This window comes from Nonomuraea sp. NPDC049625 (genome assembly GCF_040675285.1).
Taxonomy (GTDB): Bacteria; Actinomycetota; Actinomycetes; order Streptosporangiales; family Streptosporangiaceae; genus Nonomuraea; species Nonomuraea angiospora_A.
On sequence record NZ_JBFAOQ010000022.1, the window covers coordinates 15,044 to 40,375 of the forward strand.

The 25,332-nt window shown below is 71.6% G+C and carries 23 protein-coding genes; 14 read left to right on the forward strand and 9 right to left on the reverse strand.

The genetic code is table 11. The annotated features are described in order from the left end of the window. Nucleotides 1-7: 7 nt before the first annotated feature. From AB0J87_RS55045 to AB0J87_RS55065, 5 genes are read left to right on the forward strand one after another with little or no spacing between them, the layout of a single operon-like run. The gene (locus AB0J87_RS55045) at nucleotides 8-2,362 is read left to right on the forward strand and encodes a penicillin acylase family protein (RefSeq protein WP_363982078.1); all 2,355 of its coding nucleotides are present in this window, start codon (nucleotides 8-10) and stop codon (nucleotides 2,360-2,362) included. A gap of 39 nt (nucleotides 2,363-2,401) precedes the next feature. Then, a complete protein-coding gene (gene rfbA / locus AB0J87_RS55050; protein WP_350742982.1) occupies nucleotides 2,402-3,292 on the forward strand; it encodes a glucose-1-phosphate thymidylyltransferase RfbA in 891 nt (296 codons plus the stop codon). Nucleotides 3,293-3,317: 25 nt separating this feature from the next. After that, nucleotides 3,318-4,058, forward strand: a complete 741-nt coding sequence (locus tag AB0J87_RS55055; protein WP_363982081.1) for an alpha/beta fold hydrolase — start codon at nucleotides 3,318-3,320, stop codon at nucleotides 4,056-4,058. Next, a complete protein-coding gene (locus AB0J87_RS55060; protein ID WP_363982084.1) occupies nucleotides 4,055-4,882 on the forward strand; it encodes a metallophosphoesterase in 828 nt (275 codons plus the stop codon). Before AB0J87_RS55055 ends, AB0J87_RS55060 begins: the two co-directional genes overlap by 4 nt. Beyond that, nucleotides 4,879-5,538 (forward strand): 4'-phosphopantetheinyl transferase superfamily protein, encoded by a 660-nt coding sequence (locus tag AB0J87_RS55065; RefSeq protein ID WP_363982087.1) that lies wholly within the window; start codon nucleotides 4,879-4,881, stop codon nucleotides 5,536-5,538. The genes AB0J87_RS55060 and AB0J87_RS55065 overlap by 4 nt, the downstream gene beginning before the upstream one ends. Nucleotides 5,539-5,548: 10 nt before the next feature. On the opposite strand, the gene AB0J87_RS55070 is transcribed toward AB0J87_RS55065, so the two are convergent. Continuing rightward, the gene (locus AB0J87_RS55070; RefSeq protein ID WP_350742974.1) at nucleotides 5,549-5,947 is read right to left on the reverse strand and encodes a helix-turn-helix domain-containing protein; all 399 of its coding nucleotides are present in this window, start codon (nucleotides 5,945-5,947) and stop codon (nucleotides 5,549-5,551) included. 123 nt (nucleotides 5,948-6,070) lie between these two features. Between AB0J87_RS55070 and AB0J87_RS55075 the strand changes: the two genes are divergently transcribed. The 3 genes from AB0J87_RS55075 to AB0J87_RS55085 all read left to right on the forward strand — a co-directional run bounded on the left by AB0J87_RS55075 (nucleotide 6,071) and on the right by AB0J87_RS55085 (nucleotide 9,822). Next, nucleotides 6,071-6,211 (forward strand): hypothetical protein, encoded by a 141-nt coding sequence (locus AB0J87_RS55075; RefSeq protein WP_350742972.1) that lies wholly within the window; start codon nucleotides 6,071-6,073, stop codon nucleotides 6,209-6,211. Beyond that, the gene (locus AB0J87_RS55080; RefSeq protein ID WP_363982091.1) at nucleotides 6,208-6,870 is read left to right on the forward strand and encodes a DsbA family oxidoreductase; all 663 of its coding nucleotides are present in this window, start codon (nucleotides 6,208-6,210) and stop codon (nucleotides 6,868-6,870) included. The genes AB0J87_RS55075 and AB0J87_RS55080 overlap by 4 nt, the downstream gene beginning before the upstream one ends. Before the next feature lie 108 nt (nucleotides 6,871-6,978). Further along, the gene (locus tag AB0J87_RS55085; RefSeq protein WP_363982094.1) at nucleotides 6,979-9,822 is read left to right on the forward strand and encodes a SpoIIE family protein phosphatase; all 2,844 of its coding nucleotides are present in this window, start codon (nucleotides 6,979-6,981) and stop codon (nucleotides 9,820-9,822) included. Nucleotides 9,823-9,871: 49 nt separating this feature from the next. Here the strand turns inward: AB0J87_RS55085 and rpoB are convergent, their stop codons facing one another. The 3 genes from rpoB to AB0J87_RS55100 all read right to left on the reverse strand — a co-directional run bounded on the left by rpoB (nucleotide 9,872) and on the right by AB0J87_RS55100 (nucleotide 15,128). Then, nucleotides 9,872-13,324 carry a DNA-directed RNA polymerase subunit beta gene (gene rpoB, locus AB0J87_RS55090; RefSeq protein WP_363982097.1) on the reverse strand — a complete coding sequence of 1,151 codons (3,453 nt, stop codon included), beginning with the start codon at nucleotides 13,322-13,324 and terminating at the stop codon, nucleotides 9,872-9,874. A gap of 582 nt (nucleotides 13,325-13,906) precedes the next feature. Further along, a complete protein-coding gene (locus AB0J87_RS55095) occupies nucleotides 13,907-14,416 on the reverse strand; it encodes a 6-carboxytetrahydropterin synthase (protein WP_363982100.1) in 510 nt (169 codons plus the stop codon). Further along, nucleotides 14,388-15,128 (reverse strand): 7-cyano-7-deazaguanine synthase, encoded by a 741-nt coding sequence (locus tag AB0J87_RS55100; RefSeq protein WP_363982103.1) that lies wholly within the window; start codon nucleotides 15,126-15,128, stop codon nucleotides 14,388-14,390. Before AB0J87_RS55100 ends, AB0J87_RS55095 begins: the two co-directional genes overlap by 29 nt. A 117-nt stretch (nucleotides 15,129-15,245) precedes the next feature. Here AB0J87_RS55100 and AB0J87_RS55105 point away from each other — a divergent pair, with 117 nt between their 5' ends. Then, the gene (locus AB0J87_RS55105; protein WP_363982106.1) at nucleotides 15,246-16,088 is read left to right on the forward strand and encodes a TauD/TfdA family dioxygenase; all 843 of its coding nucleotides are present in this window, start codon (nucleotides 15,246-15,248) and stop codon (nucleotides 16,086-16,088) included. A gap of 8 nt (nucleotides 16,089-16,096) precedes the next feature. On the opposite strand, the gene AB0J87_RS55110 is transcribed toward AB0J87_RS55105, so the two are convergent. Next, on the reverse strand, nucleotides 16,097-16,981 hold the full coding sequence (locus AB0J87_RS55110) for a helix-turn-helix transcriptional regulator (protein WP_363982109.1): 885 nt from the start codon (nucleotides 16,979-16,981) through the stop codon (nucleotides 16,097-16,099). Between the two features lie 122 nt (nucleotides 16,982-17,103). Between AB0J87_RS55110 and AB0J87_RS55115 the strand changes: the two genes are divergently transcribed. The 5 genes from AB0J87_RS55115 to AB0J87_RS55135 all read left to right on the forward strand — a co-directional run bounded on the left by AB0J87_RS55115 (nucleotide 17,104) and on the right by AB0J87_RS55135 (nucleotide 22,650). After that, nucleotides 17,104-17,994 carry a HAMP domain-containing sensor histidine kinase gene (locus tag AB0J87_RS55115; protein ID WP_363982112.1) on the forward strand — a complete coding sequence of 297 codons (891 nt, stop codon included), beginning with the start codon at nucleotides 17,104-17,106 and terminating at the stop codon, nucleotides 17,992-17,994. An 11-nt stretch (nucleotides 17,995-18,005) separates the two neighbouring features. Further along, the gene (locus AB0J87_RS55120; protein ID WP_363982115.1) at nucleotides 18,006-18,686 is read left to right on the forward strand and encodes a response regulator transcription factor; all 681 of its coding nucleotides are present in this window, start codon (nucleotides 18,006-18,008) and stop codon (nucleotides 18,684-18,686) included. 105 nt (nucleotides 18,687-18,791) lie between these two features. Continuing rightward, nucleotides 18,792-19,844 carry an ABC transporter substrate-binding protein gene (locus AB0J87_RS55125; protein ID WP_363982118.1) on the forward strand — a complete coding sequence of 351 codons (1,053 nt, stop codon included), beginning with the start codon at nucleotides 18,792-18,794 and terminating at the stop codon, nucleotides 19,842-19,844. Further along, the gene (locus AB0J87_RS55130) at nucleotides 19,841-21,562 is read left to right on the forward strand and encodes an iron ABC transporter permease (RefSeq protein WP_363982121.1); all 1,722 of its coding nucleotides are present in this window, start codon (nucleotides 19,841-19,843) and stop codon (nucleotides 21,560-21,562) included. The genes AB0J87_RS55125 and AB0J87_RS55130 overlap by 4 nt, the downstream gene beginning before the upstream one ends. Beyond that, entirely contained in the window at nucleotides 21,559-22,650 is a 1,092-nt protein-coding gene (locus AB0J87_RS55135) for an ABC transporter ATP-binding protein (RefSeq protein ID WP_363982124.1), read from the forward strand. The genes AB0J87_RS55130 and AB0J87_RS55135 overlap by 4 nt, the downstream gene beginning before the upstream one ends. Here the strand turns inward: AB0J87_RS55135 and AB0J87_RS55140 are convergent. The 4 genes from AB0J87_RS55140 to AB0J87_RS55155 form a co-directional block, all read right to left on the reverse strand. Further along, on the reverse strand, nucleotides 22,645-23,436 hold the full coding sequence (locus AB0J87_RS55140) for an SDR family oxidoreductase (protein ID WP_363982127.1): 792 nt from the start codon (nucleotides 23,434-23,436) through the stop codon (nucleotides 22,645-22,647). The two genes, AB0J87_RS55135 and AB0J87_RS55140, sit on opposite strands and share 6 nt — an antisense overlap. A gap of 187 nt (nucleotides 23,437-23,623) precedes the next feature. Then, complete coding sequence (locus AB0J87_RS55145) at nucleotides 23,624-23,995, reverse strand: hypothetical protein (protein ID WP_363982130.1); 372 nt, start codon at nucleotides 23,993-23,995, stop codon at nucleotides 23,624-23,626. 29 nt (nucleotides 23,996-24,024) lie between these two features. Continuing rightward, on the reverse strand, nucleotides 24,025-24,399 hold the full coding sequence (locus AB0J87_RS55150) for a roadblock/LC7 domain-containing protein (protein ID WP_350741003.1): 375 nt from the start codon (nucleotides 24,397-24,399) through the stop codon (nucleotides 24,025-24,027). A gap of 29 nt (nucleotides 24,400-24,428) precedes the next feature. Next, nucleotides 24,429-25,331, reverse strand: coding sequence for a hypothetical protein (locus tag AB0J87_RS55155; RefSeq protein WP_355211086.1), 903 nt, complete (start codon nucleotides 25,329-25,331; stop codon nucleotides 24,429-24,431). Between the last annotated feature and the right edge of the window lies 1 nt (nucleotide 25,332).

The window sequence follows — 25,332 nt, forward strand, 5'->3', positions numbered from 1 at the left end:
CTGTGCCATGCGGAGACGCCTGCGTGCCGGAACGGCGCTGACCGCCGGGCTCGTCCTGGCACTGACGACACTGCCCGCCGCCGCCCGCCCGCAGGATGCGGAGACCCTGCGGGTCCCCGGCCTCAAGCAGCCGGTCGAGCTGATCGTGGACCGGTGGGGCGTGCCGCACATCTACGCCCGGAACACCGACGACCTCTTCCTCGCGCAGGGCTTCAACGCCGCCAGGGACCGGCTGTTCCAGATCGACCTCTGGCGGCGGCGCGGCCTGGGAGAGCTCTCCTCGGTCCTCGGCCCCGCCTACGTGGAGCAGGACAAGGCCGCGCGGATGTTCCTCTACCGCGGTGACATGGACCGGGAGTGGGCGAGCTACGGCCCCGGGGCGCAACGGGCCGCGACCCGCTTCACCGAGGGCATCAACGCTTACGTGCGCCGGCTCGGGCAGAACCCGGAGCAGCTGCCGCCCGAGTTCCGGCAGCTCGGGTACGCGCCCGCGTTGTGGAAGCCGGAGGACGTCGTGCGGATCAGGAGCCACGGCATCGCCAAGAACGTCTACAGCGAGGTGCTGCGCTCGCTCGTCGTCTGCGCGGGCGGGGCCAAGGCCTCGGCGGCGCTGTGGCGGCTGGAGCCCGAGCGCGCCGCCGCCGTGCCCAAGGGACTCGACCCCTGCTCCGTGCCCATGGACGTGCTGCGGACGTACGAGCTGGCCACGCGGGGCGTGGTCTTCGAGAACGGCGCGTTACGCCCGGCCCCCGCCTCCCCCGCGGACCCCGGTGGCAGCAACGGTGGCAGCAACAGCTGGGCGATCTCGCCGGGCCGCACCGCCACGGGCCGGCCCATCCTGGCCGGCGACCCGCACCGGTCGCTGACCGCGCCTTCGCTGCGCTACATGGCCCATCTGTCGGCCCCCGGGCTCGACGTCATCGGGGCCGGTGAGCCCGCGCTCCCCGGGATCTCGATGGGGCACAACGGCACCGTCGCGTTCGGCCTGACCATCTTCGGCGCCGACCAGGAGGACCTCTACGTCTACGAGCTCGACCCCGCCGACCCGGGCAGGTACCGGTACGGCGGCGGCTGGGAGCGCTTCAGGACGACGGCCGAGCGGGTGCCGGTCGCGGGCGCGGCGCCGGTGGACGTGGAGCTCCCCTTCACCCGGCACGGCCCGGTGATCAAGATCGACCGGCAGCGCAACCTCGCGTACGCCGTGCGCACCACCTGGCTGGAGCCCGGCACGTCCCCCTACTTCGGCAGCATGACGTACATGGGGGCCCGCGACTTCACGGAGTTCTCGGCGGCCATGCGCACCTGGGGCGGCCCTCCCGAGAACCAGGTGTACGCCGACGTCTCGGGCAACATCGGCTGGGTGCCCGGCGCCCTCACCCCCAAACGCGACGGCTACGACGGCCTGCTGCCCGTCCCGGGCGACGGCCGCTACGAGTGGGACGGCTTCCTCGACGGCGCCCGCCTGCCGCGCTCCTACAATCCACGGCAGGGGTTCGTCTCCTCGGCGAACGAGTTCAACCTCCCCGCGGACCACCCCGACGAGATCGGGTTCGAGTGGGACCCGCCCTACCGCAGGCAGCGGATCGACGAGGTGCTCGCGGCGAGCCCGCGCGGCACGGTCGAGGACTCCATCCGCCTGCAGGCCGACAAGGTGTCCACGCCCGCGCGGCGGATCGTGCGCCTGCTCGACGGCGTGACGAGCACGGACCCGGACACCACGCGGGCGCTGCGGCTGCTCCGCTCCTATGACGGGGTCGCGGACGCGGACTCGCCGGAGGCGGCGCTGTTCGAGCCGTGGTTCTCGCGCCATCTCGGGCCGGCCTTCCGCCGCGCCGTGCTGCCGCCGGAGGTGGCGGACTCCATCCCCTTCGTCGACGCCCGCCTGCTGGTCGACGCGCTGGAGAACCCGGACCGGTGGTTCGGCTCCGGCGGGAAGGCGGCGCGGGACGAGCTGCTGGACACGTCGCTGGCCGCCGCCTACCGCGAGGTCGCCGGGCGGCTCGGCGCCGACCCGCGCACGTGGAGGTGGGGGGCGCTGCAGTACACCGCGTTCACGAGCCCCGTCGGGGCGGACGTGGGTCCCTTCCCCCGGGGCGGGTCGGCGTACACGGTCGACGCGTCCTCCTACAGCCCGGCCACCTTCCAGCAGTCGTCGGGGGCCTCGTTCAAGATGGTGCTGGACGTCGGCCGATGGGACAACTCCCGCGCCGTGAACGCGCCCGGCCAGTCCGGCGACCCGCGCAGCCCGCACTACCGGGATCTCGCGGAGCGCTGGAGGTCGGGCGAGTATTTCCCGCTTCTCTACAGCCGCGCGCAGGTGGAACGGCACGCCGCGAGCAGGATCACACTCACCCCCCACTGATTGATTTCCGTTTACGAGTTTTCATCGAAGGAATCAGACATGAAGGGCATCATTCTGGCGGGCGGTCACGGAACCCGGCTCTACCCGCTCACCCTGGCCGTCTCGAAGCAGCTTCTCCCGGTGAACGACAAGCCGATGATCTATTACCCGCTGTCGGCGCTCATGCTGGCGAACATCACCGACATCCTGATCATCTCGACCCCCACGGACCTGCCCCAGCTGACCCGCCTGCTGCGCGACGGGTCGCATCTGGGGCTCGACATCACTTACGCGGAGCAGTCCCAGCCGGTCGGCCTGGCGGACGCCTTCATCATCGGGGCCGACCACATCGGCGACGACTCGGTGGCCCTCGTGCTCGGTGACAACATCTTCCACGGCCACTCGTTCTTCGACATCCTCCAGCAGAGCACGTCCGACGTGGACGGCTGCGTGCTGTTCGGCTATCCGGTGAGCGACCCCGAACGCTATGGGATCGGCGAGACCGACGCCGACGGCCGGCTCATCTCCATCGAGGAGAAACCCATCAATCCCCGGTCCAACCGGGCGATCGTCGGCCTGTACCTCTATGACAACGACGTGGTGGACATCGCCAAGAACCTGCAGCCCTCCGCCCGGGGCGAGCTGGAGATCACCGACGTGAACCGTACCTATCTGGCGCGCGGCAAGGCCCGGCTCGTCGACCTCGGGCGCGGGTTCGCCTGGCTGGACGCCGGGACCCCGGAGTCCATCCTCCAGGCCAGCCAGTACGTCCAGGTGCTGGAGCAGCGGCAGGGGGTGCGCATCGCCTGCGTGGAGGAGATCGCGCTCCGGATGGGCTTCATCGACGCCGAGGCCTGCGACCGGCTGGGCAGCGAGCTCTCCGCGTCCAGTTATGGTCGCTATGTCCGTTCCGTCGCCGCCGAGTTCCGCGACTCCCCGTCCCCGAACTGAGTCCCCGAACCGAAGGAGAGACGCCGTGACGAGGACCAATCCCTGGCTGCACCGCTCCCATCCGTCGCCGCACAGCGACGCGCAGGTGATCTGCTTCCCGCACGCCGGAGGCTCGGCCGGCTTCTACCACCCCCTGGCGGCGGCGCTGGTGCCCGCCGCCGAACTGGTCGCCGTCCAGTACCCCGGCAGGCAGGAGCGCCGCCACGAGCCGCCCGTCAACGACCTGCGGCTGCTGGCCGGCCGCATCGCCGACGTCCTGGGCCCCGGGGACGGCCGGCCGCGGGCGTTCTTCGGGCACAGCATGGGGGCGCTCGTCGCGTTCGAGACCGCCCTGGCCCTCGGCGACCACGGGCCCACGGCGTTGTTCGTGTCGGGGCGGCGCGCGCCCAGCCGGGTCCGCCACGACATGCTGCACCTGCTCGACGACCACGAGCTGGTGGCGCACCTGAAGGCGCTGAACGGCAGCGAGGCGGCGGTGCTGGACGACGCCGAGCTGCGGGCGATGGTGCTGGCCACGATCCGCGCCGACTACCGGGCGATCGAGACCTACCGGTTCGCGGGAGGGGCGCCGGTGGGCTGCCCGATCGTCGCGCTGACCGGCGACGCCGATCCCCTGACGAGCCCGGCCGAGGCGCAGGCGTGGGAGGCGCACACCAGCGGCGGCTTCGAGCTGCACGTCCTGTCCGGCGGGCACTTCTTCGTCCGCGACCACAACGCGGCCGTGGCCGAGACGATCCTCAAGTCCCTGGAGACGATCCGCGCATGACCGCGCTGCTGGCCATCAGCGATCTGCACATCGGATACGCAGAGAACAGGCGCATCCTCGAAGGACTCCACCCCGGCGACCCCTCGGACTGGCTGCTGGTCGCCGGGGACGTGTCGGAGGAGGTCGCCGGCCTCGAATGGGCCCTGACCCTGCTCAGCCGCCGCTTCGCGAAGGTGGTGTGGGTGCCGGGCAACCACGAGATGTGGACGCATCCCTCCGACCCGGTCCAGCTGCGCGGGGAGGAGCGCTACCAGCACCTGGTGAAGGTCTGCCGCAGCCTGGGCGTGGTCACGCCGGAGGACCCGTATCCCACCTGGACGGGCCCCGGCGGCCCCGCCGTGATCGTCCCGCTGTTCGTCCTGTACGACTACACCTTCCGCACCCCCGACGCCGAGACGAAGGAAGAAGCCCTCGCCCTCGCGTACGCCAAGGACGTGGTCTGCACCGACGAGTTCCTCCTCCACCCGGACCCCCACGCCTCCCGGGACGCCTGGTGCGCCGCCAGGGTCGCCGAGACCGAACGCCGCCTGGCCGAGCTCCCGCCGGGCGTCCCGACGGTGCTGGTCAACCACTATCCGCTGGTCAGGGAGCCGACTCTGGTCCTGCGGCATCCGGAGTTCGCGATCTGGTGCGGCACCGAGCGCACCGCCGACTGGCACCTGCGCTTCAACGCCTGCGCGGCCGTCTACGGCCATCTCCACATCCCCCGCACCACCTGGCACGACGGCGTCCGCTTCGAGGAGGTCTCCCTGGGCTACCCGCGTGAGTGGCGGCCCCGCCCCACCCCGCCCGGCCGGCTCCGCCAGATCCTGCCCGTGCCATGATCGAGAAGATCCTGCCGCCGTGGGTGGCCGCCGAGGAGGCGTTCGGGGACCCGCCGGACGCGACCCTCTTCCCCGAGGAGGAGGCCGTCATCGCGCGCGCGGTGGACAAGCGGCGCCGCGAGTTCACCACGGCCCGCCACTGCGCCCGCCGCGCCCTGGACCGGCTCGGGCTGCCCGCGGCACCGATCCTGCCCGGCGAGCGCGGCGCTCCCGGCTGGCCGCCGGGGGTGGCCGGGGCGATCACGCACTGCGCCGGATACCGGGCGGCCGCGGTCTCCCTGGACGCGCTGACCGTCGGCATCGACGCCGAGCCCCACGAACCGCTCCCCGACGGCGTCCTGCCGGCCATCGCCCTCGACCGGGAGCTCGCCGCCCTGGCCCGGCTCGGCCCCGGCGTCCACTGGGACCGGCTGCTGTTCTGCGCCAAGGAGGCGGTCTACAAGGCGTGGTTCCCGCTGACGCGGCGCTGGCTGGGCTTCGACCAGGCCCACATCACCCTCACCCGTACGGGGACCTTCACGGCCCGCTTCCTCGTCCCCGGCCCCCGGGTGCTGGGGCGGGAGCTGACCGGCTTCGTCGGCCGCTGGCTCGCCGCCGACGGCCTGCTCGTGACGGCCATCACCATACGCCCGGCGGAGCTGTACGGCCGGGTTTGAGGCCCCGGGTTCACCCCCGGGCGGCCTCCGCCTCCGGGGCGTCATGGTGCCGGCGGGCGGCCACGATGTCGTCGCGGTGTTCGCGGGCCCAGGCGTCGAGCGCGGTCAGCGGGTCGAGCAGGGTACGGCCGAGCTCGGTCAGCTCGTACTCGACGCGCGGCGGGACCGTCGCGTAGGCGGTCCGGGCCACGAGGCCGTCGCGTACGAGGGTGCGCAGGGTGAGGGTGAGCATGCGCTGGCTGATGCCCTCGATCGAGCGGTGCAGCTCGCTGAAGCGGTGGATCCGCTGCCCGAGCAGCACGACGATCAGCACGCTCCACTTGTCGGCCACGATGTCGAGGACCTCGCGGATGGGGCAGTCGCCGTCGGCGGGGACGGGCACGGGAACGTTCAGGTACGGGCCTGACACCGGAGCGCCTCCTTCCCAGGCACACGTGTGTGCGTAACTGACATGAATGTACCTTCTTCCCGGTTACCTCTAGGGTTACCTATCCTTAGGTTGCATACAAGAAGTAACTATTAGGAAGTGACCATGTCTGTCTCCCCCTTCGAGACGCCGGCGCCGGTCGACGGCACCGACCAGTCCGACCCTCAGCCGGCCGGGCTCCCGACGCTGATCCCCGTCGGCACGGATGCCGCGCCGGTGTGCACGGACGGGGTGTGCTACCTGTGAGCGCGCAGGTACGGATCGACGTGTGGTCCGACATCGTCTGCCCGTGGTGCTACATCGGCAAGCGCCGCCTGGAGACGGCCATCGGCCGGTTCGAGCACGCCGACCAGGTCCAGGTGCGCTGGCACAGCTTCCAGCTCGATCCGTCGCACCCCAAGGGCGTCCGCGAACCGGTGTACGACATGCTGGCCAAGAAGATCGGCGGGTCGGCGGCCCAGGTACGGCAGATGACCGGCCAGGTCGCCGAGCTGGCCGCCGCCGAGGGCCTGACCTACGACTTCGACCGGGCGGTCTCGGTGAACACCCTGGACGCGCACCGGCTCGGCCAGCTCGCCGCCGAGCACGGCCTGGACGGCCCGATGCACGAGCGGCTGCTGCGCGCGCACCTGATCGAGGGCGAGACGGTCGACGACCCCGACACCCTGGTACGCCTGGGCACCGAGGTCGGTCTCCCCGACGAGGAGGTGCGGCGGGTCGTCGGCGGCGACGCGTACGTCGGCGAGGTGGCCGCGGACGTCCGCGAGGCGCGCCGGCTCGGTGCCGGCGGCGTGCCGTTCTTCGTGCTCAACGACACCTGGGGCGTGTCGGGCGCCCAGCCGGCCGACCTGTTCCTGTCCGCCCTCCAGCAGGCGTACTCCGCCGCCGGCGCGGCGGCCCGCTGACCGCTTTGCCCGCCCTTGGCGGCCGTTTCGTTACCCTGTGGAAGAAGCGTCCGGCATCGGGCTGGTGGCCTACTTCTCTCGTGACTGCTGGGGGGCGAGAGGATGGCGGTGAACAGGTCCCCCGTCGCGGCTTCGGGGGACGAACGCCTTCGCGTGCTCACCTCGGTGTGCGCCGGTCTGAGCGACATCGAGGTGCTGGAGTACGCCCTTGATCAGGCGGTCGCCGACCTGCACGCGCTCGGCGGCATGATCCACTGGGCCGGGCCCGTCGGCAGCCGGGAGCCGCGGCTGGTGTCCGCGTCCGGGCTGCCCCCGGCGGTCCAGGAGGCGTGGGGCGGGACCCGGGACGTGATCGTGCGGGTCCTGCGTGACGGGACGCCCGCCTGCAGCCCCGTCTCGCGTTCCGACCTGGACGGGGCAAGGCCCATGACGGTGGCGGCCGTCCCGCTGCGCGGCCCGGGCCCGCCGTTCGGCGTGCTGTCCGTGCTCTGCGACGGAGCCGCCGAGCCGACCGGCGACCAGCGGGAGTTCCTCGGGTCGCTGGCCGGTTGGCTGGCCAAGCGGCTGGCCAGGACCGGCGCCGACTCGGGTACGAAAGGCTCGTGGTGGCCGGAGCGCTCGGCCGACTCCGGCCTGCGCAAGGCGCTGAAGGCCGTCAAGATCGGGTCCTGGGACTGGAACATCCGCACCGGAGAGCTCTACTGGGACGAGCCGGCGCTGATCATGCTGGGCATCGACCCCGCGACCGGGCCGCACCACATCGACACCTGGTCGAACATCGTCCACCCGAAGGACCTGCCCAGGGTGATGGCCGCGACCGAGGAGGCCATCCGCACCCGGGCCATCTACGAGGTCGAGTACCGCGCCTGCCGCCCGGACGGGACCACGGGCTGGATGCACGCCCGGGGCCGCCTGGTGCTGGACGAGCAGGGCGAGCCGGTCCGCATGGTCGGGACGGTCTGGGACACCACCGAGAGCCGCGTGGCCCGCGAGTCGGCCGGCCGCGCGCTGCGCGACATGAGCGACGCCTTCCTCGCCGTGGACCGCGACGGGCGGATCATGTTCGTCAACCTCGTCGCCGAGCGGCTCCTCGGGTCCAGCGACCTGAACGGCCGGGTGCTGTGGGAGCTGACCTCGGCCCACACGCCGGAGCTGCAGGCGATGTGCCGCCAGGCCGCCGCCGAACGCGTGCCCGCCAGCTTCGACATGCGCTGGCCGACCGACGACCGGTGGTACCACGTACGCCTGGTGCCGGTGCCGGACGGGCTGACGCTCTACCTCGCCGACGTCACCGACAAGCGGATCCAGGACGAGCAGCGCGAGGCCGCCGAGCAGGCCTCCGCCGAGCGGGCCGCGCGGATCCAGGAGCTGACCCGCACCCTCGGCGACGCGGTGACGCTCCGCGACGTCATGCAGGTCATCGCCGAGCAGGTGCTGCCGCCGTTCGGGGCCGCGGGGCTGGCGGTCCTGACCCGGGAGGGCGATCACCTCCATCTGGTCGAGTCGATCGGCGCCCCCACCGACCTCCTCGGCGAGTTCCAGAACCGCGCGGCCCTCGTCCCCTCCGCCTACGCGGACGTGCTCCGGTCCCACGTGCCGATCTTCATCACGTCGACGGCCGAGCAGCGGCCACCGGGTGCCGGCGGCGGCGACCGTAGGGCCGGTTCGCGCATGGACAGCTGGGCCATCCTCCCGCTGCGCGTGCCCGACCAGCCGATGGGCTACTGCGTGATCTCCTTCGACCGGCCCCACCAGTTCACCAGCGAGGAGCGCACCCTGCTCACCGCGCTCAGCGGGCTGATCGCCCAGGCCCTGGCCCGGGCCCGCATGTACGACCTGGAGCACACCCGCGCCCAGGAGCTGCAGCGCCACCTGCTCCCCCGCGCGCTGCCGTCCCTGCCCGGCCTCACCGCCGCGGCCCGCTATCTGCCCGGCGGCACCGTGGCGGTCGGCGGCGACTGGTACGACATCATCCCGCTGTCCGCGGACCGGGTCGCCCTCGTCATCGGCGACGTCATGGGCCACGGCCTGACCGAGGCCGTCACCATGGGGCGCCTGCGCACCGCCGTACGCACGCTCGCGGACCTCGAACTGCCGCCGGGGGAGCTGCTCGCCCACCTCAACGACCTCGTCAGCGACCTCGGCGACGACTTCTACGTCACCTGCCTGTACGCGGTGTACGACCCGACGAGCGGCGAATGCTCCCTGGTCAGCGCCGGTCATCCGCCGCCCGCTCTGGTCCACCCCGACGGCACGGTCCGCGTCCTCGACGTGACGCCCGATCCGCCCCTCGGCGCCGTCGCGCCGCCCCTCAGCACGCACGAGCTGCGCGTGCCGGAGGACAGCCTGCTCGTGTTCTACACCGACGGGCTGATCGAGTCCTCCACCCGCGACATCGAGAGCGGCCTGGCCGAGCTCACCCGGCTCCTGACCGGCCTGCGCGGCGGCCTCTCGGACAGCGACCTCGACCGGCTCTGCGAGTCCGTCATCGAGGCCATGCTGCCGACCCGCAAGCAGATCCCCGACGACGCCGCCCTGCTCATCGCCCGCACCCACCGGCTCCCGGCCGAGGACGTCGCCTCCTGGGCCCTTCCCGACAACCCGATCGCGGCAGGCGAGGCCCGCGAGCACGTACGCGACCAGCTTGCCCGCTGGCATCTGGACGACCTCGTCATGACCACCGAACTCGTGGCCAGCGAGCTGGTCGGCAACGTCATCCGGCACGCCAGGGGCCCGCTCCGGCTGCGGTTGCTGCGCAGCCGTACGCTCATCTGCGAGGTCGCCGACGGCAGCCAGACCACCCCGAGGATCCGCCGCGCCAGCGAGACCGACGAGGGCGGGCGCGGCCTCCAGCTCGTCGCGGCCCTCTCGCAACGCTGGGGAACCCGCTTCACCGCCGACGGCAAGTGCATCTGGGCCGAGCAGGCGCTCCCAGCGCCGGACGCGACCTGAGCCGTCCGGCGCCTCCCTCCGGAGGCGCCGGATCTCGCTGGGGGCGGGCTCAGATCTCCTCGACGCTGCTCGGCTCACGCCGGGACAGGTCGATGCCGAGCTCTTCCGCCGCGCGGAAGACGTCCTCGTCCGTGTCGCGCATCTCGATGGACGTGCCGTCGCTGGAGAGCACCTCGACGTTGAGGCACAGCGACTGCATTTCCTTGATGAGGACCTTGAAGGACTCCGGAATGCCCGGCTCGGGAATGTTCTCGCCCTTGACGATGGCCTCGTAGACCTTCACCCGGCCGAGAACGTCGTCGGACTTGATGGTCAGCTGCTCCTGGAGCGCGAAGGCGGCGCCGTACGCCTCCAGCGCCCACACCTCCATCTCACCGAAGCGCTGGCCACCGAACTGCGCCTTACCACCCAGCGGCTGCTGGGTGATCATCGAGTACGGACCCGTCGAACGCGCGTGGATCTTGTCGTCGACCAGGTGCAGCAGTTTCAGGATGTAGATGTAGCCGACCGCGATGGGGTAGGGGAACGGCTCGCCACTGCGACCGTCGAACAGCTGCGCCTTGCCGCTGCGCTGCACCATCCGGTCACCGTCGCGGTTGGGGACGGTGTTGTCGAGGAGACCGACGATCTCCTCCTCGTGGGCGCCGTCGAAGACCGGCGTGGCCATGTTGGTGCGCGGGGCCACCTTCTCGAAGCCCTTGTCACGCAGTCGCTCGGCCCATGCCTCGGCGATGCCGGAGATGTCCCAGCCGCGGGCGGCGATCCACCCCAGGTGGGTCTCCAACACCTGGCCGACGTTCATCCGGCCGGGCACGCCCAGCGGGTTGAGGATGATGTCGACCGGCGTGCCGTCCTCCAGGAACGGCATGTCCTCCACGGGCAGGATCTTGGAGATGACGCCCTTGTTGCCGTGCCGACCGGCCAGCTTGTCGCCGTCGGTGATCTTGCGCTTCTGGGCCACGTAGACGCGGACCAGCTCGTTCACGCCCGGAGGCAGCTCGTCGCCCTCCTCGCGGGAGAACACGCGGACGCCAATGATCTTGCCCTGCTCGCCGTGCGGCACCTTCAGCGAGGTGTCACGGACTTCGCGGGCCTTCTCACCGAAGATCGCGCGCAGCAGCCGCTCCTCCGGCGTCAGCTCGGTCTCACCCTTCGGGGTGACCTTGCCGACGAGGATGTCGCCCTGCGTGACCTCGGCGCCGATGCGGATGACGCCGCGCTCGTCGAGGTCGGCCAGGACCTCCTCGGAGACGTTCGGGATGTCCCGGGTGATCTCCTCGGGGCCCAGCTTGGTGTCGCGGGCGTCGACCTCGTGCTCCTCGATGTGGATCGAGGAGAGCACGTCGTCCTGCACCAGCCGTTGCGAGATGATGATCGCGTCTTCGTAGTTGTGGCCCTCCCACGGCATGAACGCCACCAGGAGGTTCTTGCCCAGCGCCATCTCGCCCTTGTCGGTGCAGGGGCCGTCGGCGATGACCTGGTTGACCTCCACCCGGTCGCCCTCGGCGACGATGGGCTTCTGGTTGAAGCTCGTGCCCTGGTTGGAGCGGTCGAAGGTCGCCAGCCGATGTGTCGTGCTGGTGCCGTCGTCGTTCGAGATCGTGATGTAGTCGGCGGAGACCTCCTCGACCACCCCGGCCTTCCCGGCGCTGATGACGTCGCCGGCGTCGGTCGCGGCACGGTATTCCATGCCGGTTCCGACCAGCGGCGCCTCGCTCTTCAGCAGCGGCACCGACTGGCGCATCATGTTCGCGCCCATGAGCGCCCGGTTGGCGTCGTCGTGCTCCAGGAAGGGGATCATGGCCGTGGCCACCGACACCATCTGGCGCGGCGACACGTCGATGTAGTCGACCTCCTCGGCCCGCATGAGCTCGGTCTCGCCGCCCTTGGTGCGGACCAGGACGCGGGACTCGGCGAACGAGCCGTCGGGGTGGAGCACCGTGTTGGCCTGCGCCTTGACGTAGCGGTCTTCCTCGTCGGCCGTGAGGTAGTCGATCTGCTCGGTGACCTTGCCGTCGACGACCTTGCGGTAGGGAGTCTCGATGAAGCCGAAGGCGTTGAGCCGGCCGAAACAGGCGAGGTAGCCGATGAGGCCGATGTTGGGGCCTTCAGGGGTCTCGATCGGGCACATCCGGCCGTAGTGGGACGGGTGCACGTCGCGGACCTCGAAGCCGGCCCGCTCACGGGACAGACCACCGGGGCCCAGGGCGTTCAGCCGCCGCTTGTGCGTCAGGCCGGACAGGGGGTTGGTCTGGTCCATGAACTGCGACAGCTGCGAGGTGCCGAAGAACTCCTTCATGGACGCCACGACCGGGCGGATGTTGATCAGGGTCTGCGGCGTGATCGCCTCGACGTCCTGCGTGGTCATGCGCTCGCGAACGACGCGCTCCATGCGGGCCAGGCCCAGGCGGACCTGGTTCTGGATGAGCTCGCCGACGTTACGGATCCGCCGGTTGCCGAAGTGGTCGATGTCGTCGGTCTCCAGCGGCCGGTCCGCCGGCTCCGCACCGGCGTGCAGCCGCACCAGGTATTCGACCATCGCCACGATGTCTTCCTCGGTCAGGACGGTGACGTTGATGTCGGTGTCCGAGCCGAGCTTCTTGTTGACCTTGTAGCGACCGACCTTGGCCAGGTCGTACCGCTTGGGGTTGAAATAGAGGTTCTGCAACAGGGTCTGCGCCGACTCCTTGGTCGGCGGCTCACCCGGCCGCAGCTTGCGGTAGATGTCCAGCAGCGCGTCATCCTGGCCGGCCGTGTGGTCCTTCTCCAGGGTGGCCCGCATCGACTCGTACTGGCCGAACTTCTCGAGGATCTGCTCGCTGGTCCAGCCCAGCGCCTTGAGCAGCACCGTGACGGCCTGCTTGCGCTTACGGTCGATGCGCACACCGACGCTGTCGCGCTTGTCGATCTCGAACTCCAGCCAGGCACCCCGCGACGGGATGACCCTGCAGCCGAACAGGTCCTTGTCGGACGTCTTGTCCACATTGCGTTCGAAGTAGACACCGGGCGAACGGACCAGCTGCGAGACCACGACACGCTCGGTGCCGTTGATGATGAACGTGCCCTTCGGCGTCATGAGCGGGAAATCGCCCATGAACACCGTCTGGCTCTTGATCTCACCGGTGGTGTTATTGATGAACTCCGCCGTCACGAACATCGGGGCGGAGAAGGTCATGTCCTTGTCTTTGCACTCATCCACGGAGTACTTCGGCGGCTCGAATCGGTGGTCGCGGAACGACAAGGACATGGTCCCCGAGAAGTCCTCGATCGGACTGATCTCTTCGAAGATCTCTTCGAGGCCCGACTGAGCCGGGACGTCCTTGCGCCCGGCCTGGCGAGCCGCCTCTACCCGGGCCTTCCACCTCTCGTTCCCGAGCAGCCAGTCGAACGACTCGGTCTGCAGAGCGAGAAGGTCAGGAACTTCGAGGGGCTCCTGGATGCGCGCGAAAGACACGCGACGGGGACCAGCGGGTACGGCGGAGGCGTTGCGCGAGGCTGCCAACAGATGTCCTTCCGGGAGCTGACGGCGGGACTGAATGCGCGCATGCCGAGCGCCCGGCAGTCACCGGGACATGAGGCGTCGAAAGGCAGCGCGGAATGGCAGCATAAACCGAGAGGGACATGGATGGCAACATTTAATGTTGATGTCAACCTCTCTCCCGCCTTAGGATCGCACACCCTCCTAGTCGTCGTCAACTTCAACACCACGGCTCCACCCACACGACCACCCCCCGGCCCCGCCGCCCCGACCGACGGGGGCACCCCTCGACGACAAGCCGCCACCCGGCTCCGGCCCACGATGACCAGGCCGGACCCGGCGACCTTCGCCCAAGCGCGCAGGCCCACGCACCCGGCGCCGTGTCACGGAGAGGGACGTGCGCATCGTGGTGGACCCGGTCGAAGGGACAGTGCCGGTGGGCCACGCCGGGCTCAGCCGTGGCCGCCCGGACGAGGACGGCGGTGGCGGCGACGGGCCGAGGGCTGTGGCGGCGGGCCGAGGAGGCGACGGCGGGCCGGGGGCGGTGGTGGCGGGCCGGGGGCGGTGGTGGCGGGTCGAGGGCGGCGCATCGGGCGACGGCCGCGTTCACGCACCGCTGACCGTGTCGGCGACCGGCGGCCGGATGGCGGGCGTCGCGCCGGCCTGCGGCCGGAACTCCGCGGCGTTGACGTGCGTCTCGGTCACCTTCACCCTGGCCACGGCGGCGCCCGCGGCGTGCGGCAGGCCGGCCAGCAGGCTCTGCGCGGCCCTGCCGAGCATCACCGCCACCGCCTCGACCGTGGGATACGGCAGATCCCTGGCGTACGGGTGCTCACCGAACAGGTAGACCTTGCTGCCATGGGCCACCAGGAGCGAGGCCAGCGGGTCATCGATCCCCAGCATGGCGCCATGGTCGAGGTGCTCGTCGACGAAAGCCCGCAGAGCCTTCTTGAACGCGCCGAACTCCACCACGGTCTGCTCTTCGCTCAAGCAGGCCGCCCGCACCGTGACCTCGGCCCACCAGGAGTGGCCGTGCAGGTTCACGCACTTGCCCGCCAGGTGCGGGAGCCGGTGCGCGGTCTCGAAGTTATGCCGTACGCAGATCTGATGCGTCATCACTGGCCTCACCTTCGTAGACGGTCGGGTCGGGCACTCCGCTCAGCGAGAAGGCGTCCCTGCGTGACACGCACGCCAGGCACACTCCGCAGTGGACCGGGCCCTCGAGGTAGCAGGTCCAGCTCCTGCCCATCGGCGCGTCCAGGCGCAGGCCGTAGGCGACGACGTCCTCCTTGAGCATGCCGAGGAAAGGCGTCTCGACACGGGGAAGGTGGAACCCGCGCCCGCCGAGGCGGATCATCTCGCAGTAGGCGTCGAAGAAGTCGGGCCTGCCGTCGGGCATCGGATGGCCCTCCGGGGTGCGGTGGATGCCGAGCGCCACCACGTCGGCGCGGCGGGCCATCGCGACGGCCACGGCCATGTCGGCGATGAAGGCGTTGCGGTTGGGGATGGTGATGGAGCGCAGGGCGGCGCCGGTGGGCACGAGGGTCGGCACGTCCTGGGCCCGGTCGGTGAGCGAGCAGCCGGTCAGCAGGGGGCCGAGACCGGTGATCGTGATCGTGTGGTGCTCGGCCTCCAGGTGGGCCGCCACCTCCCGGGCGGCCACCAGCTCCCGCGGGCCGTTGCGCTGGCCGTAGTCGAAGAAGATCAGCAGCAGGCGGTGGGTCGCGCGGTAGTGGGCGGCCAGCACCGTGGAGTCCAGCCCGCCGGAGAAGACCACCACGGCCGACGGCGGGACGACCTCGGGCGCGGAACTCATCGCACTCCTCACCGACCACGAAAGATTGCCGAACGTAACGCTATATCACTCTCCGTAAATGAGCGGCCGCGTGCGGGGGTATCGATCCGGCGAACGTACTACCGGAGACCACCGAAGGCAGGCGCGTCGATGTCCGTCCCACCCCCGTCCGATCCGACCATCGACGTCCGGCGGCAGGAGCCGTTCGGCGCGCGGCTGCTGGGCGGCGGGGACGCCCCGCTCACCGGGCTGCCGCCGGAGCGGCTCCTGGACCTGGTCGCCGAGCATCGCCTGGTCGTCCTGCGGGGCTTCACGGGGGCCGCGACCGACGAGGAGTTCGAGGAGTTCGCCGGTGGGCTGGGCGAGCCGGTGGCGTGGAACGGCAGCCGGACGTTCTACGTGGAGGCGCACGCCGAGCCGGAGGACCACCTCTTCGAGACGGGGTTCATGCCGATCCACTGGGACGGCCTCTACATGAACGCCGGGAGCGCGCCCGACCTGCAGATCTTCCAGTGCCTGCGGGCCACCGACCCGGTCGTGGGCGGGGCGACGCTGTTCTGCGACACGACGCTGGTCCTGGCCGACGCCGACCCGGAGACGCGGGCATTGTGGGAGGGCCTGACGTTCCGCTACGAACGGCCCACCGCCGGCGGCGAAGTGGTGACGCGCGAGGTGCCGCTCGTCGTGCCCCATCCGCGTCTCGGCCATCCGACCCTGAGGTTCTCCGAGCCCGTTCCCGAGGACGTCGTCATCATCAACCCGACCACCACCACGCTGCCGCGCCCGCCGGCGGGCCACGACGCCACGCGGATCATCGAGGGGATCCGCCGGGCGCTCTACGACCCCCGGCACATGTACGCCCACCGCTGGCGGGCCGGCGACGTCGTGATCGCCGACAACCAGACCCTGCTGCACACCCGCGAGCCGTACCCGGCCGGCGTGCCCAGGAAGCTCCGCCGGGTCACGACCCGGCTCGGGGCCCGGTTCTCATAATCCGTGGGTCACGGGTGGCGGTGGTCCGCGGCGGGCTTCGAGGCGTGCTCGGAGGCGGCCAGGTCGAGCAGGACCATGGCGTCGTACTCGGGCGTGCCGGGCTCGGCGTAGTAGGCGACCAGGCGGTGGCCGGGGGTGCCCTCCAGCTGCATGGACTGGTAGCCGAGGGTGAGATCGCCGACGTCCGGGTGGTGGAAGGTCTTGCGGCCCTGGGTGTGCGCCCGCACGTCGTAACGCTCCCACAGGCGGGCGAACTCCGGGCTCTTGGACAGCAGTTCGTCCACCAGTTCGGCCAGGTCGGGGGCGTCCGGCTCGGTGCCGGCCAACGCGCGCAGGCGGCCGACGCAGGCCCGGATCTGCTCGTCCCAGTCGTCGTACAGGTCCGGGGCGTCGGGGTGGAGGAAGACGTAGCGGACCACGTTGCGCTGCGTGATCGGCCACTTCTCCATCCCGGCGAACAGCCGCATCCCGCTCGGGTTGCAGGCGAGCACGTCCATGGTGCGGCTGACCACGTGCGCGGGGTTGGGCCGCAGGCTCTCCAGCAGCAGCTTGATCCCGGACGGCACCGACCGGCTGGGCGGGGACGACGGTTCGGGCGCGGGGCGGGCGGCGCACGCGGCGAGGTCCCGCAGGTGCTCGTGCTCGCGCTCGTCCAGCAGGAGGGCGCGGGCGAGCGCGTCGACCACGGACGGGCTGGGCCGGGTCTCCTTGCCGCGCTCCAGGCGCGTGTAGTAGTCGATGCTGACCCCGGCCAGGGTGGCCAGCTCCTCCCGGCGCAGCCCGGGCGTGCGCCGCAGGCCGGGACCGGCCGTGAGACCGGCCTCGGCGGGGGTCACCCGCGCGCGGTGGGCCCGCAGGAAGTTCCCCAGCTCACTGCCAGTTTTTGGTCCCATATCTCCCAGTGTGTCAGGCCCGGCGGGGCATTCCTGACACCCCGTCGGATCACCGCTTCCGCCATGCGTACCGGTACGTCATCCTTTTCACGATGCCGCACGTTTCGGCGAGGGAGGCGTGGATGGGATGGAAGGAGTTGTCCGGCATCGCCAGGTCGCCGCGATTACCCCTGCTGACCGGCGTGATCGGGGTCGCGGGCGCGGTGGCGGCGGTGCTGACCGGGACGTGGCCGGCGCCGGCGGCGTTCGCCGGGCTGCTCGGCGGCGCCGGGCTGGCGGTGGCCGCCATGCGGCGGGCGGCCGTGGCCCAGCAGGCCGAGCTGGCCAGGCTGGGCGAGCTGGTAGAGCGGCGGGCCGAGCAGGTGACGGCGCTCAGCCACGAGCTGCGTACGCCGCTCAGCATGATCAAGGGAGCGGCGGACCTGCTGGGAGAGGGCAGCCCCGGGCCGCTGACCCCGGATCAGCAGCGCTTCATCACCATCGTGGACCAGCAGTGCGCGCAGGTCATCGCGTTGTGCGAGAGCCTGCTCACCCAGGCCAAGATCGAGGCGGGGCTGTTCACGCCGCGGCTGGAGCAGGTGGACGTCTCGGTCGTGGCGCGCGACGTGGTCATCGCCATGCGCGCCCTGTGCGCCGAGCGCAAGCAGCACATCACTCTCGACACCCCGCAGGTCACGCCGCGTATCCAGGCCGACCCCATGCTGATCGTGCAGGCCCTGACCAACCTGCTGTCCAACGCCGGCCGGTTCACCACCGTGGGCGGCGGCATCGACGTGCGGGTGGCCGTCATCGACACGGGGATCGCGGTGTACGTCACGGACGACGGGGCGGGAATGACCAGGGAGCAGCGGCGGCGCCTGTTCCAGCGGTTCGTGACCGGCCGCCCGCTGGCCGACGGCACCGGGCTCGGCCTGGTCATCACCAAGACGATCATCGAGCTGCACGGCGGATCCATCATGGTGGACACCACGTCGATGCACGGCACCACCTTCCTGTTCACGCTGCCGGGCTAGGGAGAGCCTCCATGTCCACCGCACTCGTCGTCGACGACGAACCCCAGATGACCGCGATCATCGCCTTCGCGCTCACGACGCAGGGCTTCCACGTGATCGAGGCGCACGAGGGCGCGACCGCCATGCACCTGCTCCGTACCCACCACGTGGACCTGGTCGTGCTCGACGTGCTCATGCCGGCGCTCGACGGCCTCTCCCTCTGTGAGCTGATCAAGGCCAAGTACCCCAATGTCGCGATCGTGCTGGTCACCGCGCTCTCCCGGCCCGAGGAGGTCATCGCCGGGCTGGAGCGGGGCGCGGACGACTACGTGACCAAGCCGTTCCACCCGAGGGAGCTCGTCCTGCGGGCGCGGGCCGTGCTGCGCCGCTACACCGGCCCCGCGCTGCTGCGGGTCGGCGACCTGGTCATCGACGCCGCCCGGCACACCGTCACGATCGGCGGGCGGCGGCTGACCCTGACGGACACCGAGTGCAGGCTGCTCGCCCATCTCGCCGCGCGGCGGGGCACCCCGCAGTCGTGGCAGGACCTGCTGCGGGAGGTGTGGGGCACCACCAACCTGACCGGCGGGCGGGACGTGGTCAAATCCACCGTCTACCGGCTGCGGTCGGCGCTGGAGGCGCTCGACGCCGCCTCGTACGTGCAGACGGTGCGCGGCGCCGGCTACATGATGCCCGACCAGCCCGATCGGTAGGTGACGGCGCCGTCACCAACGCTCACCGCGCTGTCACCGGCGGGGCCCGCCCCGCGGCCTAGCTTTGCGGCATGGCAACCCTTCAGCCGCCCCAGGAGGTCGACGATGGCTTCACCTCTTGCCCGCTCACGTCCGGTCCTGTCGATCGGCGCCGCCCTCGTGCTCGCCTGCTGCGGGTGCACGCGCGCCCCCGGAGCGGCGAGCGCCGACGCCGGGAAGGTGGTGGTCGCGTGCGGCGCCACCGAGGAGTGGTGCGCGGCGATGACCTCCGTCTTCACCTCCGAGACGGGGATCCCGGCGGAGTTCGTCCGCCTGTCCAGCGGTGAGGCCCTCGCCCGGATCAAGGCGGGGCGGGCCGATCCGGAGTTCGACGTCTGGCACGGCGGCCCGGCCGACGGGTACGCCGCGGCGGCCGACGACGGCCTCCTGCAGGACTACGTCTCGCCGAACGCGGCCGCCATCCCCGACCGGTACAAGGACCCCGACGGCACCTGGACCGGCGTGTACGTGGGCGTGCTCGGCTTCTGCGACAACACCGCGGTCCTCGCCGAGAAGCACGTACAGGCGCCCACGTCGTGGGAGGACCTGCTGGACCCGGCGCTCAGGCAGAACGTCGGCATCGCGCACCCCTCCACGTCCGGCACCGCGTACACGGCGCTGTGGACGCAGGTGGAGCTGCACGGGGGCGCCGACGACGGGGCGCTGGCGTACATGAGGCGGCTGCACCCGAACGTGCTGCAGTACAGCAAGTCCGGCGCGGCGCCCGCGCAGCAGGCCGCCAGGGGCGAGGTCGGCGTGGGCGTCGTGTTCTCCCACGACTGCGTGGCCACGCGGGAGCAGGGCTTCACCGACCTGCAGGTCACGTTCCCGGCCGAGGGAACGGGCTACGAGGTGGGCGGCGTGGCGCTGCTCAAGGGGGCGCACAACGTGGCCGGCGCGAAGAAGTACGTCGACTGGGCGCTGACGCCGGGGGCGCAGGAGATCGGGCCGACCGTCCACTCGTACCAGGCGCCGACCAACCCGGCCGCGAAGCGGTCGGACAAGACCGCCGACCTGGCCGCGCTGAAGCTCATCGACTACGACAGCACCGCCGCGGGCGCCCGCAAGCTCGACCTGACCCGGCGCTTCGACGCCGAGATCGCGAAGGCCCCCAGATGAGCGCACCCGCCGGCCCCCCGCACGCGCGGGCGCGGCGCAGGCGGCGCCGCGAGACCAGCGTCGCGCTGGCGATCGCCGCCTGCGTCGTCCTCGTCCTCGTCGGCAGCGTCTTCCCGCTCGGCACGGTGCTCGCCTCGGCGCTGTCGGCCGAGGCGTGGCCGCGCTATGCCCGCTTCTTCACCTCGCCGGTCGACCTGCGGATCCTCTGGAACACGCTCGTCCTCGGCGTGCTGGTCGGCCTGTGCGGCACGGCGATCGGCTTCCTGTTCGCCTTCGTGCAGACCCGGCTGGACGTGCCGGGCAAGCGGCTGCTGCACCTCGTCGCGCTGATGCCGGTGGTGAGCCCGCCATTCGCGGTGGCCACGGCCACGATCGTGCTGTTCGGCCGGCGCGGGATGGTGACGCACGACCTGCTGGGCGTCGAGTACGACGTCTACGGGCTGGACGGGCTGGTGTTCGTCCAGTCGCTGTCGCTGTTCCCCGTCGCCTACCTGGGGCTGCTCGGCATGATGCGCGGCCTCGATCCGGCCATGGAGGAGGCCGCGATGACCATGGGCGCGTCCCGGTGGCGCGTCTTCAGGACCGTCATGCTGCCGCTGCTCGCGCCGGGGCTGGCGGCGCCGTTCCTGCTGCTGTTCGTGGAGGCCGTCGCGGACCTGGCCAACCCGCTCGTCGTGAGCGGCGACTACACGGTGCTGGCCAGCCGCGCCTACCTGGCCGTGACCGGCGAGTACGACACCACGGGCGCGGCCGTCTACAGCCTGATCCTGCTGGTGCCGTCCGTGGGCGTGTTCGTGGCGCAGCGGTACTGGCTGGGCCGCAAGGTCCGCACCACGATCACCGGCAGGCCGTCCGGCAGCGTGCACCCGGTCACGAGCTGGGTGCGCTGGCCCGTCCTCGCCCTGGCGGTGCTGGTCGCGCTGGTCATCGTCAGCCTCTACGGCACCATGGTGGCCGGCGCGGTCACGCGGGTGTTCGGCGTGGACAACGCGCTCACGTTCACGCACCTGCGCGAGGTGCTGCTCGGCGTGGGCCAGGAGGCGCTGAAGGACACGACCCTGCTGGCGGCGATCGCCACCCCGGTCGCCGGGGGGTTCGGGCTGCTCATCGCCTGGCTCGCGGTGCGGCAGCTGGCGCGGACGGGCGGCTGGCTGGACTTCGCCGGGACGCTCGGCGTGGCCGTGCCGGGTACGGTGCTCGGCATCGGCTACGTGCTGGCCTACCGGCCCGCCCGGTACGTCGGCGACCTGCTGGTCCTGCCCGGCTTGGTGGGCGGCAGCGCGGTGGCGGGCGGGGCGCTGGCGATCGTGCTGGCGTACGTCGTCCGTTCCGTCCCGGCCGGGCTGCGTACGGGCACGGCGGCGCTGTCGCAGCTGCACCCGAGCCTGGAGGAGGCGTCGAGGAACCTCGGCGCCGGCCCGCTGCGGACCTTCCGCAAGGTCACGCTGCCACTGATCCGCCCGGCGCTGCTCACCGGGCTCAGCTACGGCTTCGCGCGCTGCATGACCTCCGTCTCGACGATCATCCTGCTCGTCACCCCGGGCACGCACATCATCACCTCGCAGATCCTCAGCGCCGCCAACACCGGCCGCTACGGGGTCGCGTTCGCCTACTGCACGGTGCTGACCGCGATCGTGCTGGCCGGCTTCGGGGTCATCCGGCTGCTCGTCGGGCGCTCCGCGACACTCCACCGCTCCCCCGGAAGGCAGGAACGATGACGGACGAGACCCGCAGGGGGCGCCTCCACCTGGACGAACTGACCAAGGCGTTCCTGGGCCGCGCCGGCGCCCCCGTCGTCGCGGTCGACACGATCACGCTCGACGTGGCGCCCGGCGAGTTCATCACGCTGCTCGGGCCCTCCGGCTGCGGCAAAACCACGACGCTGCGCATCGTGGCCGGGCTGGAGGAGGCGTCGAGCGGGCACGTGCGGCTGGACGGCGAGGTCATCGACGGGCTGCCGCCGCAGCGCCGCCCGATGGCCATGGTGTTCCAGAGCTACGCCCTGTTCCCGCACCTCACCGTGGGCGAGAACATCGCCTACGGCCTGCGTACCCAGCACCGGGCCAAGGACGAGACCGACACCGCCCTCCAGATCGCCCTCACCAGCATGAACCTCGTCGGCCTGGAGAACCGTGCCCCGCACGAGCTGTCCGGCGGCCAGCAGCAGCGCGTCGCCCTGGCCCGCGCGCTCGTCGTCCAGCCCGAGGTGCTGCTGTTCGACGAGCCGCTGTCGAACCTGGACGCCAAGCTGCGCGGCGCCATGCGCGCCGAGATCCGCCGCATCCAGCGCCGGCTCGGCATCACCAGCCTGTACGTCACCCACGACCAGGACGAGGCGATGACCATGTCGGACCGCGTGGTGGTGATGAACAGGGGCCGGATCGAGCAGGCGGCCACCCCCGCCGACATCTACTTCCGGCCGGCGACCGTGTTCGTGGCGGACTTCATCGGCCGGGCCAACTTCGTCGAGGTCGTGCCCGAGCGGATGGCCGCGGGCGGCGCGGTCGTCACGGCCCTGGGGCGGACCATGACGGTGGCGGCCCACCCCGACGTGCAGGTGAACGCCGCCGCCTACCTCATGGTCCGGCCGGAGACGCTGTCGCTCCGCCCGGCCGCCGAGGGCGGGACCGGCTCGGTGCTGCGGGCCGCCTTCCACGGGCACAGCGTGGACTACGAGGTGGAGACCGCCTCGGGCACCCTCCTGGTGACCGTGCCGGGGCCGGATCCGCAGGGCCTGCTGGCCGAGGGCACGAACGTGACCGTCGCGATCGACCCCGGCCGCGCCTACGTCCTCACCAAGTCATGACAGGTCGGGCAGCCCGAGGTCGAGGTTGGGCCGGTCGATCCCGCCGTCCACTTCGAGCACCTTGCCCGTCACGTACCGGGCGGCCGGGGAGACCAGGTAGAGCACGGCGGCCGCCACGTCCTCCGGCTCGCCGATCCGCCGCAGCGGCGTGGCCTGCTCCATCTGGGCGCGCAGGCCCTCGTCGTTCATGACGATGTCGAGCGCGGAGGTGGCGACCGCGCCGACGGCGACCGCGTTGACCCGGACGGCGGGGGCCAGGTCGAGCGCGGCCAGCCGGGTGTAGTGCGCCAGGGCCGCCTTGGCGGTGCCGTAGGCCAGGTAGCCGCGGCCCGCCACGCGGCCCACGGCGGAGGAGACGTTCACGACCGCGCCGCCGCCCGCCTTCAGCAGGTGCGGGACGGCGGCCCTGGTCAGCTCGTGCGCCACGCCGACGTTGAACTGGAACGCGTTCTCGAGATGCTTCCGTTTCGTGTCGAGGAAGGCGCGGGGCATCGCACCGCCCACGTTGTTGACGACCACGTCCAGGCGGCCGAACGCGGCCGCGGCCCGCTCCGCGAGCTCCTCCGCGGCGCCCGGGAGCGTCAGGTCGGCGGGGACGACCAGGACCCGCCTCCCAGCCTGTTTCACCTGCTCGGCGATGGCGTGGAGCTGGTCCTCCGTGCGGGCGCAGATCGCGACGTCGGCGCCGGCCTGGGCGAGGGCGACGGCGGTGGCCGCGCCGATGCCCCGGCCCGCGCCGGTGACCACGGCCGCGGCGCCGCCGATCTGGAAGCGGTCCAGGATCATGCGCTCAGCCTAAAGACGAACTGCAACCCGTTTCAATACGGCATCCGGCTGCGGCTCGCGACCGCCGCCGCCACCCTCGTCTCGGTCCGTACGACCGACCTCCCTCTCACCGGCCGGCCGCGGCGCGGTGGAGAGGAAGGGTGGGTGGCCCGCGGTTGAGCGAGGGCGGGCCACCCGAGGGCCGGGGTCAGACCTCCAGTTTCTCCTCGATGCCCCGGAGCTGGTGCCGGGACATGGCCAGGTTGGCGCGCCCACGGTCGAGCGCCAGGTAGAGGAACAGCCCCTTCCCCCCGCGCCCCGTGATCGGCCGGATGATGTGGTACTGGCCGCCGAGCGTGATGAGGATGTCCTCGATGCTGTCCTTGAGACCGAGCGAGTCCATCGTGCGGAGCTTGGCCTTGACCACCTCCGTGTTGCCCGCGGCGGCGACCTGCAGGTCCAGGTCCTTGGAGCCGCCGAGGGTGCCCAGCGCCATGCCGCTCCCGTGATCGACGATCGCCGCTCCGAGGGCGCCGTCGATCGTCATCATCTCCTTGAGCGAGACGTCCATGCTGGCCATTGTTCTCTCCCTTTCTGCCAGGGGACGGTTCAGTGCCTACGTGCTGCGACGGCTGCCACTCCGGCGGCCGTCTTCCTGCCCTCCAGCCGCAGCAGCCCGACGTTCGCGCCGGGCTTGGCCAGGACTGTGAGGACGATGGTGGGGCCGGCGGCGTAGAAGGCCACGAAGCCGGCGGTGCCCGAGATGAGCGTTTCTTCAAGAGCGCCGTGGCCGGTCATGGTCAGCATCCGCCTGCTCATCGCGAGCAGCGCCGCCGACAGCGCAGCGGTCTGCTCGCCGCGGTCTCCTTCGAGGTCGCAGGCGATCTGTATGCCGTCCACGGTGCAGGCGACGCTTCCGCTCACGTCCGGTGTGCGCTCGCGCAGGAGCGTCATTTCCTCCAGAACCTCTTTCCGCAGCTCCACCGGTGGCCTCCTCCTGAGTACGGGGAACCTCACGCCAGCTCCTCGAGCGCCTTCTTGAGCCGCATCAGCAGCGCCAGATCGGTCGGGTCTCCCGTCACGGGCGGGCCGAGCGGCTGGGCCACCGCCCCGGGATCGTGGGGCGGCCGCTCGTAGGGGTGCCGCGCCCGCTTCGGCAGCCAGGCTCCAGGCGCTTCACCACCGTCGGCGACCTCATCGGGCTCGGTGGCCCCGGCGGTCCCGGCGGGCTCGGCATGCCTGGGCCGCTTGTCGGCGGGAGCGGCCCGGCCCGGGTCGGGTGGGGTGAGCAGGCCCGCGGCCGCCAGCCTCCTGACCGCCAGCAGCACCGCGTAGCCCGATCGCCCGAGCTGCTTGGCCAGCTCCAGCGGCGTGGCCTTGTGGTCGGCGCCGACGATCACCTCCCACTGGACCCGGGTCAGCGTCACCCCGTGCCCGGGCAACCACGGCACCGGCCGTACCGGCAGCGTGTCCACCTCCGCGGACGGCCAGATGTCGGCGAGGTGCGCCCGCCGCCGCGCGCACTCCCGCACCAGCCCCGCCACCTCGAAGAACCACTGCCCGCCCAGCCAGTGCCGCTCCCCCGGCCGGAACTTGGGCCGCGTCCCGCTGATCGGCAGCAGGAAGAAGGCCGCGTCGAGAACCGCGCCCAGCACCGCGAACTGCAGCTCGCCGGGCGTGAGCGGCCCCTCCTCCAGGAGCCGCGCGCAGCCGCCGTCCGCCTGGAGCCCGCGCAGCGCCGCCTCCGTCATCCGGCCCCGGGCCGTGAGCAGGCGCTCGACGCCCGGGGTCTGGGCGCACTCCATGTACGTCACGCGCCCGTCGTGGAGGAAGATCGTGCCGTTCCTCCCGAGCCGGAGCGCGCCCGTCGAACGCTCGTGCGCCAGCCCGGCCAGGAGTGCGTCGAGCCTGGTCATG